The following is a 12,500-nucleotide window of genomic DNA, read 5'->3' on the forward strand; positions in this document are numbered from 1 at the left end:
CCGGATTAGATCAGAGGGGCAAGGTCAGGTCTCGCTCATTTGCTTTGACGACGCTGACTGGACAGCGGCGGTGACGCCCGCACTAACCGTTGTCTCGGAACTGACCTGCTCCCCGTTTTGTCCGCGCCTATAAGTTAGCCCTGTTCACGTTGTGGTCCGATCTGGACCGGGTTGCAAACTCGTTTGGGGTGAGCCCGTCGAGGCTCGTATGCGGTCGGTTCAGATTGTAGTCGATCCTCCATTCCTCGATGACGTCGCGGGCGTGACGATAGCTGCGGAACAGATGCTCGTTGAGGCACTCGTCCCTCAGGCGCCCGTTGAATGATTCCACGAAGCCATTCTGCATCGGCTTGCCTGGCGCGATGTAATGCCACTCGACGCCGCGATCCTGCTGCCATTTGAGCATGGCGTTCGAGGTGAGTTCGGTTCCGTTGTCGCTGACCACCATCAGTGGATAGCCGCGCCATTCGGCGATCGCATCCAACTCCCGCACCACGCGTTCGCCTGACAGCGAGTTGTCAACCACTGTGGCCAGGCATTCCCGGCTGAAGTCGTCGATGACGCACAGGATGCGGAAGCGGCGGCCATCGGCCAGCGTGTCGGAGACAAAGTCGAGGCTCCAACGCTGGTTCGGGTGCTGCGGAATCGCCATCGGCGCTCGCGTTCCCAAAGCCCGCTTGCGGCCGCCACGCTTGCGAACGGCGAGCCGTTCCTCGCGGTAGAGGCGGTAAAGCTTCTTCCAGTTGACCTCGACGCCCTCGCGCCTCAGCAGCATGTGCAGGCGACGATAGCCGAAGCGTCGGCGTTGTGACGCCAATTCCTTCAGCCTTCCACGCAATTCGCCATCGTCCGGCCGCGTCGACCGATAACGGTAGACACGCGGATCAATGCCCACCAGGCCGCATGCGCGGCGCTGGGAATAGCCCTTCTCTTCCATGGCCCAGCTCACGGCGTTCCTCCTCGAGCCGGGCGTCAGAAGTTTTTTCCGAGCATCTCGCGGAGCGTCGACACGTCCATCATCGACTCCGCCAGAAGCTTCTTCAGCTTCGCGTTCTCTTCCTCAAGCGCCTTCAGCCGTTTGGCTTCCGACACCTCCATGCCCCCATACTTCTTGCGCCATGTGTAGAACGTCGCATCCGAGATGCCATGCTTGCGGCACAGCTCAGACGCGGACAGCCCCGCCTGATGCTCCTTCAGGATGCCAATGATCTGTTCGTCCGTGAACCTGGATCGTTTCATTGCCCGTCTCCTCTTCCAGAGAACAGGCTAACCTCAAAGCGAGGACTTTCCAGGGGAGCAGGTCAGAACCTATTAGAGACTAACTTAGCCAAAGCTGCCACAGAAGATCTTATCGCTCGTCTACAGAGCCAGGCTACAGATCCCGTGAAGGAAACTCTGCTACCGGCGACACTTATAAATCGTGGCTCAGTCAGCAATGTTCGTGCGAAATCGCGGAGTATGCCGAAGGGAAAGAATGTTCGCCCGCGCTGTCCTACCTAAAAAGACAAAGGCGATCTTGGGCGGTCCCGCGGGCGTTCTTGAAGCATTCGAGAAGGCAGCCCCACTCCGAAGAGATCTCCGCTCTAGCCGATCGTCCGCAGCGCCAGTTATGTCAGGTTAGCGATCCCTCTGTGATCCGGTCTGACGAGCAGTTCCATGCAAAATATCTATGACCTTGGCGTGAAGAGCCGCGTTGGCTGCCGCGACGATACCACCACCGCGCTCCGCGGGTCCCCCGTCCCAGCCGGTGACCGTTCCGCCGGCCTGCTCGATTATCGGGATGAGGGCGACGATGTCGTATGGCTGGCGCCCGGCCTCCACAACGATGTCGATTTGACCGGCGGCGAGCATGCAATAGGCATAGCAATCGGTCCCGTACCGCGAAAGACGCACCTGCCTCTCCAACTGATGGAAAGAGGTCCGCTGCCCCGGTTCGAAGATCGTGGGGGTCGTCGTGAAGAGCGTGGCTTCGCACAGGTCTTCAGTGGCGCGGGTTGAAAGCTGTCCCTGGCCGTGGGCCCTTCATAGTGACTACCGTCGCCTGTCGCGTAAAACAGTTCCCCTATGAACGGTTGCGCCATCATTCCGGCAACGGCATTGCCGTCTTCCAAAAGCCCAACGAGCGTCCCCCAAAGTGGGATGCCAGAAATGTAGGAGCGCGTGCCGTCGATCGGATCGACGACCCAGACATGCCGGGCCCCGGATCCCTCGGCACCAAACTCCTCGCCAAGAAGGCCGTGTTCCGGAAATTCCGCCCTGATCAGACTGCGTAACGCCTTCTCCGTCTCGCGGTCAGCCTCCGTTACGGGATCGAAACCGGCGGCAAACTTATTGGCGACCAGGCCTGGCAGCCGAAACCGGGGCAGCGCCTCCCGTGCAGCAACCATGGCAAGTCGGCGGAGGAACTCAGGGGAAATCATGCTTTCACCGTTTCGGTTGCCATCAGACCGTCTTCAGCCAGTCCGGCCAGCGCGGATCGCTCATCATGAAGCGTGCTCGCATGTGCTTCCAGAAGCCGTATTTGAAGAAGTCGAAATCGAGGCGCGAGACCTTGTTCTGCACCATGGCCCAAGTCGACCACTTCAAGTCGACGAGCGCCTTAAACAGCGAGACGCGGGCTAGGACGGCTGTATCGACGCGACCGTAGTATTCCTCGATCAGTTCCGCTTCGATCTCGGGCGAGAAGCACATCTCGACGAACCAGAGCGCCAGCTCGGCGGCCCGGTCGTTGGTCGAGGCGTACTCGAAATCGACGAGCATGACGCGGCGGTCGGCATGAAGCAGGAAATTTCCAGCGAGCGTGTCGTTCATGCAGGGCGCGAGATCGAGACCCGAAGCTTCCAGCGCCTGCCGAGCCTCGCGATAGCGCGCGTTGAACCATCCGAAATCACTCGGGAACTCGCCGCCCAGCACCAGCGCCTGCTGGAAGTGCTCGTCGATCATGTCGAAGGTGGTCTTTTGCTGCGAAAGGCGCGGACTATCATTGAACGCCTTCAGGGCGCGAAGACCGTTGAGACGCACCACCGAGTCAAGAAAATCCGCATTGGTAGATGTTCTCAGCCCTTCGACAAACTCGCTGATCTCAACGCCCGTGTCCGGAAAGAAGTGGAAAATGCGGGCGCCGACACCGGCCGCGTGCGCCTTGCGCCCGGCTTCATTCGCGGTCTGTCGGTCGATGAACATCTCCGTCCCCTCGCCTGGGATCTTGACGAAGAAACGATGCGGGGCACCAGCAATCTCGACGCGCCAATTTGGATTGCTGATGCCACCGGGCACTGGCTGATAGCTTTCGCCGCCGGCTGCCGCGGTGATGTCGTTCTGGACGTAAACCGGATAGCCGATCTCCCTCTCGACTTCGTCCTGCAGCGCATCGAACCGCTCGCGGGCCGCCTTTGGCGCCAGTTCGAGTTCTGCCTGGTCCGCAGGCAACGCAAGGCCGATGCCAGCGATGCGCAAATGGAGATGCTGAGGCAGATTGGCGACGGCCTTGGCAACGGCACTCAAGAATTGCGGATGGTTGGTGTCCTGCGCGGTCGCCGAGAGCGGCAGTACGGTGCGAGAGCGGATCGAGCCAACGAAATCGACGAGCACAACCTCCACCTGCCGGTGGCCGACGCTGATACCGACGGAGTAGGCGCCCTCGGGATTAAGTGAAATCGGTACGGTCGGCGGCCCGACGCGGCCGCGCTGGGCTTCGCCTTTGGCGATGAGCCCGTCCTGTTCGAGGGAACGGACGATGACAGCGCTTCGGCGCGCTGGCAGTGCTCGACGGTATCGATCTCGACCTCACCCCGGGCTCGGTGACGGCAATCATCGGTCCGTCCGGCGCCGGCAAGTCGACGCTTTTGCGCACTATCAACCATCTCGAGCGCACCGACACCGGCTTCGTGACCATCGACGACGAGCTGGTCGGCTACCATCGCGACGGGCACACGCTCTATGAGCTCAAGGAAGCGGCGATCCGCCGGCGCCGCGCCGCGATCGGCATGGTGTTCCAGAACTTCAATCTCTTCCCGCACCTGACGGTGCTGGAGAACATCATCGAGGCGCCGGTCTCCGTGCAGGGCATCGCGCGCCCCGAGGCGGTTGAGCTGGCCAAGGATCTACACGCCCGCATCGGCTTGCCGGAGAAGGCCGATGCCTGTCCGCGCCACCTCTCCGGCGGCCAGCAGCAGCGTGTCGCCATTGCCAGGGCACTCGCCTTGAAGCCGAAGGTGCCGCTCTTCGACGAGCCGACTTCGGCGCTCGATCCCGAGCTGGTCGGCGAGGTGCTGGACGTCATCAAGGAACTCGCCACCTCCGGCACGACAATGGTGATCGTGACCCAACGAGATAGGCTTTGCCCGCGAGGTTGCCGGCACCATCGCCTTCATGGAAGGCGGGAAGATCCTCGAGGTCGGAACGCCGTCCAGGGTGTTTGCGGCGCCGCCCCACCAGCGCACGCGCGAATTCCTCGCCAAGGTTATCTAGCGCCCCGAACTCTTCAGCGAAACCGGGCGGGCGGCATGTGCGAACCGCCGACCTTCAAGGCTCCCCGCCGGAACATCAGAGCGCACGTCCATCATGCAAGGAGAGACCCAATGACATTGTCACGAAAACCCTCATCCCCTCGCCTTCGGCGCGGTCCTGTCGGCCATCGCCTTCGCTTCCGTCGCCCAGGCGGCGGAATTCGATCTGAGCCCCGAACAGCCTGGCCGCATTCACACCGAAAAAAGCGAAAAGGCTGCCGCTGCGATCTCGCCGAACTTCAAATTCGCCAAGGAAGGTTATCTCACCGTGGCAACCAGCCCGTGGGATCCGCCGGTCGGCACCTATGCGACCGACGCCAAGACCGTGGTTGGCACCGATCCGGATATCACCGTGCTGATCGCCGAGACGCTCGGACTGAAGCTCGATCTGGTGCCGGTTCGGCAAATATGACGCCGTCATAAGCAACGTCACGGTGACGGAGGAGCGCAAGGAGAAGTTCGACTTCTCGACCTACCGCCAGGACGTGCTCGGCTTCTATGTGAAGGCCGACAGCAAGATCACCTCGATCAAGGAGCCGAAGGACGTCGCCGGTCTCAAGGTCATCACGGGTGCGGGCACCAACCAGGAAAAGATCCCGCTGGAATGGGATCGCGAGAATGTCGCGGCCGGGCTGAAGCCTGTCGAGGTCCAGTACTACGACGACTCCGCTGCAAGCCAGCTCGCCATCCAGTCGGGCCGCGCGAATGCCGAGTTCAGTCCGAACGCCATGCTTGCCTATGCCGCGGCCGTCAGCGGCAAGACCAAGCTGGTCGGCATCGTCAGCGGCGGCTGGCCTTTGACCGCCGAGATCGCGGTGGCGACGCGCAAGGACAGCGGCCTGGCCAATGCCATCACGCTCGCCATCAACGAGCTGATCGCCAGCGGCAAATATGGCGAAGTGCTGAAGAAATGGAGCCTTACCGCCGAAGCCATCGATCAGTCGCGCACCAACCCGCCTGGCCTGCCCAAACCCAACAGCTGAGCAGCATGGCTTTTTGACTGGCGTCTCCCTTTTTAGGCGCCAGTCCGCCCGTTCGGACTGGCAGCAGTTTCAGAAGAGTAAAACGCAATGACGTCCGGCATGTTGTTGTGAAGGATTTCATCGATCTTGGGGCCGCTATAATAGCCATCGAAGGCCGCCAGCGTGTTGGGTCGCCGTCGGTGGAAACATGCTTGAAGGGACCGGTGCCGTTCGGGCGCTTCGGCAGCGAGCTCGGGTCGGCGACATCCTTGGCCGAAAGGATCGGAAGGAAGCTGGCAACAAACCAGAAGGCCGACGCGGGATAGCCGTACTTGCCAGTCTTGAGCTGGATTTTGTGTGTATCGACGATATCGCTGTCAACCCGTTCCGCCACGTCGAACCTATCTCCGGCTATGGCCTTTGACGCGCCGTCTGCAAGTCTCGAGCTTGCATGCATCAAGGCAGGCTATGCTGAGTATCTCGACATCCACGAGAAGCTTAACCTTCCGATTTTGAAGAATTCGGCCCCTTGTGGCGGGCTGGTCCGATGAAGAGAGAGTGCCGTGCTGGTTCCCGGCGACCACATCATCGATCCATGGTCGGCGCCTTTGGCCTATGCTCGCCAGGCGATCGCCCATGGTGCGGTGATACTGCGTGCCACGGAGGTGACCGGCGGACAGCGGGTCCCGGACGGCTGGCTGCTGAAATGCTCCACCGGGACGGTTCAGGCTCGAATCGTGGTCAATGCCGCCGGAAACCTCGGCGATCTGATCGAGAAGATAACAAGCCGCCGCCCTTCCGGATCACGCCGCGAAAAGGGTCAGTTCGTCGTCTTGACAAGCCGGCATCGAAGCTCGTCAACGCGATCATCCTGCCGGTGCCTATCGAGCGCACAAAGGGCGTCGTGCTTTTCTGTAAGCGACGCCGACCCTCCCATCTCTACGCTATAGCCGCCGCAATGCCGCATGAGCGGTTTGCACCTCTTTTCGTACACTCCTTCCTGGGTCTTGATGTTGCCATCCGATTTCCGGCTGGAGTAAATGCGTGGTCGTCAAGACAGAAAAGATCCGGACCGAGGTAGTGAAGCCTGAGCAAGCTCCCACCCTCGATCGAGCCTTGTTTCGCCTTGCCCAGTTGATTGGTCGACAGATGGCAAGAGAACAGTTCGAGGCGATGCGGGAAGTTCCCCGAAAGACGAAGGCGAGCGATCGCCAACACTGATCGCCCAGGGAGTCTTCGCGTCATGCCGAGGGCATAATAGCCCGATGAAAGTTATAGTCTGCGGTTGATCGCACGAGCGCATAGATTCCATAATGGGACCATGGAAAGGAGGAAACACTGAAGATCATCCCCCGCCGCAGCTTGGGGGAATTCGTCGAGGGGCTATCAGAGCAGAAAGAAAAGGCCGCGCTCGATGCCTGGTTCGATGAAGCAAGCAAAGTTGCGTGGGCGAGATCTGCCGACGTCAAGAAGTACTACGCCACCGCAAGCATCGTCAGCGCCGAGCGGATCGTCTTCAACATCAAATTCAATGACTATCGCCTCGTGGTGTCAGTTATGTTGGGCATCGTCTGAATCAAATGGATCGGCACCCACAAGGCTTACGATAAGATCGACGTGACGGAGGTAAAATATGGCAACTGATCTCAAGCCGATCCGCACCGAGGCGGGCTACGAGGCAGCGCCTGCCGAAGTCGAACGGCTTTGGGGGTCCAAGGGCGGCACACCGAACGGCGTCGGCTGGATGTCTTGGCCACGCTGATCGAAGCGTACGAAACCAAGCATTATCCGATCTATCCGCCCGATCCGATCGAGGCGATCCGTTTTCGCATGGAGCAGCCGGAAAGATCTGGAGCCGATGATAGGAACCCTCAACCGCATCGCCGACGTTCAATCGCAAGCGGGGGCTGTCCATTGAGATAATAGGCAATCTGCACGACAAGCTTGGCATTTCGGCAAAGGTTTTGATTCGGCCAACTCGTCGTGAGGAGGCAGCCTGAGAGCAGATAGGAGACCAACCTATGACCCGGATCGCACTCTATGCACGGTATTCCACCGACAATCAGCGTGAGGCGTCGATCGAGGATCAGTTCCACGTTTGCAGAGAGCAGGCAAAGCGCGAGAATTGGGACATCGTCAGTACTTACAAGGACGCCGGCATCTCGGGCGCAAGCATGATCCTTCGGCCAGGCATCCAGATGCTTTTGCAGGACGCCCAAAGGGGGGTGTTCAGCATAGCGCTGGCGGAAGCCTTGGATCGCATTAGCCGCGACCAGGCCGACGTCGCGACACTCTATAAACATCTCAATTTTGCTGGCGTTTCGATTGTGACGCTCGCCGAGGGCAGGATCAGCGAGCTACATGTCGGCCTCAAGGGCACCATGAACGCCTTGTTCTTGAAAGACCTTGCTGCCAAGACCCATCGGGGACTACGCGGCCGCGTCGAGAACGGCAAATCCGGGGGTGGGATTTGCTACGGCTATCGCCTTGTTAAGAAGCTGGACGTGCACGGCGACCCAATCCGCGGCGATCGCGAGATCGACGTGCATCAAGCACATATCGTCCGGCGGATCTTCCGGGACTTTGCAACCGGTGTCGGACCCCGTGCGATCGCCAAAGCTCTTAACGACGAGGGCGTTCCCGGCCCCGAGGGAAGACTCTGGAACGACACGACTATTCGAGGTCACCTGAAGCGTGGCACTGGTATCATCAATAATGAGCTTTATATCGGCCGGCTGGTCTGGAATCGCCAGCGCTACCTGAAGGATCCGTCGACCGGCCGGCGCGTCTCGCGCCTTAACCCAGAATCCGAGTGGATCATCAGCAATGTGCCAGACCTACGCATCCTTGAGGACGAATTGTGGCAAGCGGCGAAGCGGCGGCAAACCGAAATCTCCACCAAATTTGCCAATGTTACCGACGCGGTGCGCGAGCGTCTTGCCAACAATCGGCTCAATAGCGCACGCCGTCCGAAGTCGCTCCTATCGGGCCTAATCTTCTGCGGTTGGTGCGGGGGTCCATATTCGCTACGGGGCGCGAACCGATTCAGCTGCTCGGCGCATACAAGCAACGGTTCTTGCTCAAACAGCCGAACCATTGCACGTTCTGAACTCGAAGAACGCGTGTTGGCGGGCCTGAAGGATCGAATGATGGCGCCAGCGGTGGCATCAGAAGCTATCCGCGCTTATGCGGAGGAAACGAACCGCCTCAATCGCGAACGACGCACTAACGCCCAGACTTGGCGCGCAGAACTTGAAAAGACAGAACGGGAACTGGAGAAAGCGGTCGACGCGATTCTCGCCGGCCTACCCCCGCTCAAGCTGAAGGACCGTATCGGGAAACTAGAAGCTCGTAAGGCCGAACTTTCCATCTTGCTGACGGAAGTGCCCGACGATGTGCCGGACCGACTGCCGAACGCTGCGCATATCTATGCAAAGAAAATTGAAAGGCTGACAGAGGCTCTCAACCGCACGGAGGATCGGGCAGAAGCGGCAGACGCCATCCACGGCCTCATCGAAAAGATCGAGCTACGCCCGGGCACACGCCGGGGCGTAGTTGACGCCACGCTGTACGGCGAACTGAGCACGATCCTCGGCTGGATCGAGCGGCAAACGACCGGAAGGGGTACAAAAAAGAGCACTCCCGGAGCTGGGCTCCCGGGAGTGTCTGGATCGGTGGTTGCGGGGACAGGATTTGAACCTGTGACCTTCAGGTTATGAGCCTGACGAGCTACCGGGCTGCTCCACCCCGCGTCAACCATAGAGGTAAGTCTTAGCTTACCGAATTCAAGAGACCGCCAAATGAAAGGGCCGCTCGCGCGGCCCAGGATCCCGTTTGGCGGGCCTAATCGTAAGGAGAAGATTTGTCTCCATCCGGATCCTTTGCACCCGGATGTGAGATGAACGTGCGCTTGGCAGACCTGGCAGCGACCTACTCTCCCGCGTCTTGAGACGAAGTACCATCAGCGCTGGAGCGTTTCACGGCCGAGTTCGGAATGGGATCGGGTGCAGCCGCTCCGCCATAACCACCAGGTCGGCAAAACGCACGTTCAAATCGAGAAGCTGTCTATTCGTGCCGGCGACAATCCTTCGGATTGCGCCTCAATGGATATTAGGAATGAGAACGATCAAGCCGATCGAACTATTAGTACCGGTAAGCTTCAAGCGTTGCCGCTCTTCCACACCCGGCCTATCAACGTGGTCGTCTTCCACGGTTCTCAGGGAATACTCGTTTCAAGGTGGGTTTCCCGCTTAGATGCCTTCAGCGGTTATCCCGTCCGGATATAGCTACCCTGCAATGCGGCTGGCGCCACAACAGGTCCACCAGAGATCCGTCCATCCCGGTCCTCTCGTACTAGGGACAGATCCTTTCAATATTCCTACACCCACGGCAGATAGGGACCGAACTGTCTCACGACGTTCTGAACCCAACTCACGTACCGCTTTAAATGGCGAACAGCCATACCCTTGGGACCTGCTCCAGCCCCAGGATGCGATGAGTCGACATCGAGGTGCCAAACAACCCCGTCGATATGGACTCTTGGGGGTCATCAGCCTGTTATCCCCGGCGTACCTTTTATCCGTTGAGCGATGGCCCTTCCACGCGGGACCACCGGATCACTATGACCGACTTTCGTCTCTGCTCGACTTGTCAGTCTCGCAGTCAGGCAGGCTTATGCCATTGCACTCAGCGAACGATTTCCGACCGTTCTGAGCCCACCATCGCGCGCCTCCGTTACTCTTTAGGAGGCGACCGCCCCAGTCAAACTACCCACCATACATTGTCCCGGACCCGGATAACGGGCCGCGGTTAGACATCCATAGTAATAAGGGTGGTATTTCAAGGGTGGCTCCACCTGAGCTGGCGCCCAGGCTTCAAAGCCTACCACCTATCCTACACATGCCACTACGAATGCCAATGTAAAGCTATAGTAAAGGTGCACGGGGTCTTTCCGTCTAACCGCAGGAACCCCGCATCTTCACGGGGAATTCAATTTCACTGAGTCTATGCTGGAGACAGCGGGGAAGTCGTTACGCCATTCGTGCAGGTCGGAACTTACCCGACAAGGAATTTCGCTACCTTAGGACCGTTATAGTTACGGCCGCCGTTTACTGGGGCTTCGATTCAGAGCTTGCACCCCTCCTCTTAACCTTCCAGCACCGGGCAGGCGTCAGACCCTATACGTCGCCTTGCGGCTTCGCAGAGCCCTGTGTTTTTGATAAACAGTCGCTACCCCCTGGTCTGTGCCACCCTCCTCTGCTTGCGCAGAAAAGGGTCACGCTTCTTCCGAAGTTACGCGTGCAATTTGCCGAGTTCCTTCAGCATAGTTCTCTCAAGCGCCTTGGTATACTCTACCTGACCACCAGTGTCGGTTTCGGGTACGGTCTATAAGGAGGAGCTATTTCCTGGAACCACTCCGCTGCCCTTTCAATCCGATAAGATTGGACAACTTGTGTGATCCGTCACTACCTCCAGGCCCACGAATATTAACGTGGTTCCCATCGACTACGCGTTTCCGCCTCGTCTTAGGGGCCGGCTAACCCTGCTCAGATTAACTTTAAGCAGGAACCCTTGGTCTTTCGGCGGGGGAGTCTCTCACTCCCCTTACGTTACTCATGTCAGCATTCGCACTTCTGATACCTCCACCGCCCCTCACGGGTACGGCTTCATCAGCTTACAGAACGCTCCGCTACCGCTCGTGATTGCTCACGAACCCTAAGCTTCGGTGTATGGCTTTAGCCCCGTTACATTTTCGGCGCAAAGACCCTTATTTAGACCAGTGAGCTGTTACGCTTTCTTTAAATGATGGCTGCTTCTAAGCCAACATCCTGGTTGTTTTGGGATCCTCACATCCTTTCCCACTTAGCCATAACTTGGGGACCTTAGCTGTAGGTCAGGGTTGTTTCCCTTTTCACGACGGACGTTAGCACCCGCCGTGTGTCTGCCGACTAGTACTCCCAGGTATTCGGAGTTTGGTTAGGTTTGGTAATCCGGTGAGGACCCCTAGCCCATCCAGTGCTCTACCCCCTGGGGTATTCGGTCGACGCTCTACCTAAATAGATTTCGCGGAGAACCAGCTATTTCCGAGTTTGATTGGCCTTTCACCCCTAGCCACAAGTCATCCCGAACTATTGCAACAGTTATGGGTTCGGCCCTCCAGTAAGTGTTACCTTACCTTCAGCCTGCTCATGGCTAGATCACTCGGTTTCGGGTCTAATGCGACGAACTGAACGCCCTGTTCAGACTCGCTTTCGCTGCGCCTACACCTATCGGTTTAAGCTTGCTCGTCACACTAAGTCGCTGACCCATTATACAAAAGGTACGTGGTCACCCTTGCGGGCTCCCACTGTTTGTAGGCAATCGGTTTCAGGTACTCTTTCACTCCCCTTGTCGGGGTGCTTTTCACCTTTCCCTCACGGTACTAGTTCGCTATCGGTCATGCACGAGTACTTAGGCTTGGAAGGTGGTCCTCCCAATTTCAGACAGGATTTCACGTGTCCCGCCTTACTCAAGGACGATGATTTGCATTACGCGTACGGGGCTGTCACCCGCTATGGCCCAACTTTCCAGAAGGTTCCGCTTGTCTCATCATCGCCGCTGGCCTGGTCCGGGTTCGCTCGCCACTACTTCCGGAGTCTCGGTTGATGTCCTTTCCTACGGGTACTTAGATGTTTCAGTTCCCCGCGTTCGCCACTTTATCCCTATGTATTCAGGATAAGTTACCTATTATCGATACTTGGAAACCACAGCAGCAAGCTGCCCTGCTGCTCTGATTTTCCAAGTACCTTAGGTGGGTTTCCCCATTCGGAAATCTACGGATCAAAGGGTATTCGCACCTCCCCGTAGCTTATCGCAGCGTATCACGTCCTTCATCGCCTGTGCATGCCAAGGCATCCACCAATTGCCCTTAAGACACTTGATCGTTCTCATTGCCAATACCCATCATGCGATCTCGGAGAGATCGTCATCCGAGCAAATCCTGTGCGGGACTTGCTTCAATGGAATTGGCACAAAAAGACCAGCTTCTCGA

At 58.5% G+C, this 12,500-nt stretch carries 7 protein-coding genes, 1 tRNA gene, 2 rRNA genes and 4 pseudogenes; 8 read left to right on the top strand and 6 right to left on the bottom strand.

Annotation, left to right across the window (positions count from 1 at the left end; all coding sequences use genetic code 11):
- Positions 1-127 precede the first annotated feature (127 nt).
- The 3 genes and pseudogenes from DH10_RS08050 to DH10_RS08060 form a co-directional block, all read right to left on the bottom strand.
- Positions 128-1,239, bottom strand: a protein-coding gene (locus DH10_RS08050; protein ID WP_192384594.1) for an IS3 family transposase whose coding sequence is annotated in 2 segments (ribosomal slippage) — positions 128-984 and positions 984-1,239 — 1,113 coding nt in all. Because the reading frame shifts where the segments join, the coding sequence is not laid out codon by codon here.
- Between the two features lie 378 nt (positions 1,240-1,617).
- Positions 1,618-2,420: pseudogene (hisN, locus tag DH10_RS08055) on the bottom strand (histidinol-phosphatase).
- Between the two features lie 22 nt (positions 2,421-2,442).
- A complete protein-coding gene (locus DH10_RS08060) occupies positions 2,443-3,600 on the bottom strand; it encodes a phosphotransferase (protein ID WP_343221491.1) in 1,158 nt (385 codons plus the stop codon).
- Between the two features lie 146 nt (positions 3,601-3,746).
- On the opposite strand from DH10_RS08060, the pseudogene DH10_RS08065 reads away from it, so the two are divergent.
- The 8 genes and pseudogenes from DH10_RS08065 to DH10_RS08095 all read left to right on the top strand — a co-directional run.
- Positions 3,747-4,470, top strand: a pseudogene (locus DH10_RS08065) (amino acid ABC transporter ATP-binding protein); the annotation flags it as partial.
- 156 nt (positions 4,471-4,626) lie between these two features.
- Positions 4,627-5,491, top strand: a pseudogene (locus tag DH10_RS08070) (ABC transporter substrate-binding protein).
- 542 nt (positions 5,492-6,033) lie between these two features.
- Complete coding sequence (locus DH10_RS38135; protein ID WP_192384596.1) at positions 6,034-6,420, top strand: FAD-dependent oxidoreductase; 387 nt, start codon at positions 6,034-6,036, stop codon at positions 6,418-6,420.
- 94 nt (positions 6,421-6,514) lie between these two features.
- The gene (locus DH10_RS08080) at positions 6,515-6,691 is read left to right on the top strand and encodes a hypothetical protein (RefSeq protein ID WP_210327768.1); all 177 of its coding nucleotides are present in this window, start codon (positions 6,515-6,517) and stop codon (positions 6,689-6,691) included.
- Between the two features lie 141 nt (positions 6,692-6,832).
- Positions 6,833-7,045, top strand: coding sequence for a type II toxin-antitoxin system HigB family toxin (locus DH10_RS08085; RefSeq protein ID WP_246811515.1), 213 nt, complete (start codon positions 6,833-6,835; stop codon positions 7,043-7,045).
- Positions 7,046-7,103: 58 nt separating this feature from the next.
- The gene (locus tag DH10_RS38140; protein WP_281396730.1) at positions 7,104-7,232 is read left to right on the top strand and encodes a hypothetical protein; all 129 of its coding nucleotides are present in this window, start codon (positions 7,104-7,106) and stop codon (positions 7,230-7,232) included.
- A 259-nt stretch (positions 7,233-7,491) separates the two neighbouring features.
- Positions 7,492-7,866, top strand: a pseudogene (locus DH10_RS36730) (recombinase family protein); the annotation flags it as partial.
- Positions 7,867-8,013: 147 nt separating this feature from the next.
- Positions 8,014-9,189: a recombinase family protein gene (locus tag DH10_RS08095; RefSeq protein WP_425515305.1), complete on the top strand. Its 1,176-nt coding sequence runs from the start codon at positions 8,014-8,016 to the stop codon at positions 9,187-9,189.
- Here DH10_RS08095 and DH10_RS08100 read toward each other — a convergent pair.
- From DH10_RS08100 to DH10_RS08110, 3 genes are all read right to left on the bottom strand, one after another.
- Positions 9,146-9,222, bottom strand: a tRNA-Met gene (locus DH10_RS08100). The genes DH10_RS08095 and DH10_RS08100 overlap by 44 nt on opposite strands.
- A 165-nt stretch (positions 9,223-9,387) precedes the next feature.
- Positions 9,388-9,502, bottom strand: a 5S ribosomal RNA gene (rrf, locus tag DH10_RS08105).
- 90 nt (positions 9,503-9,592) lie between these two features.
- A 23S ribosomal RNA gene (locus DH10_RS08110) occupies positions 9,593-12,392 on the bottom strand.
- Positions 12,393-12,500 lie beyond the last annotated feature (108 nt).

It is taken from the genome of Mesorhizobium silamurunense, from assembly GCF_014843825.1.
GTDB lineage: Bacteria > Pseudomonadota > Alphaproteobacteria > Rhizobiales > Rhizobiaceae > Mesorhizobium > Mesorhizobium silamurunense.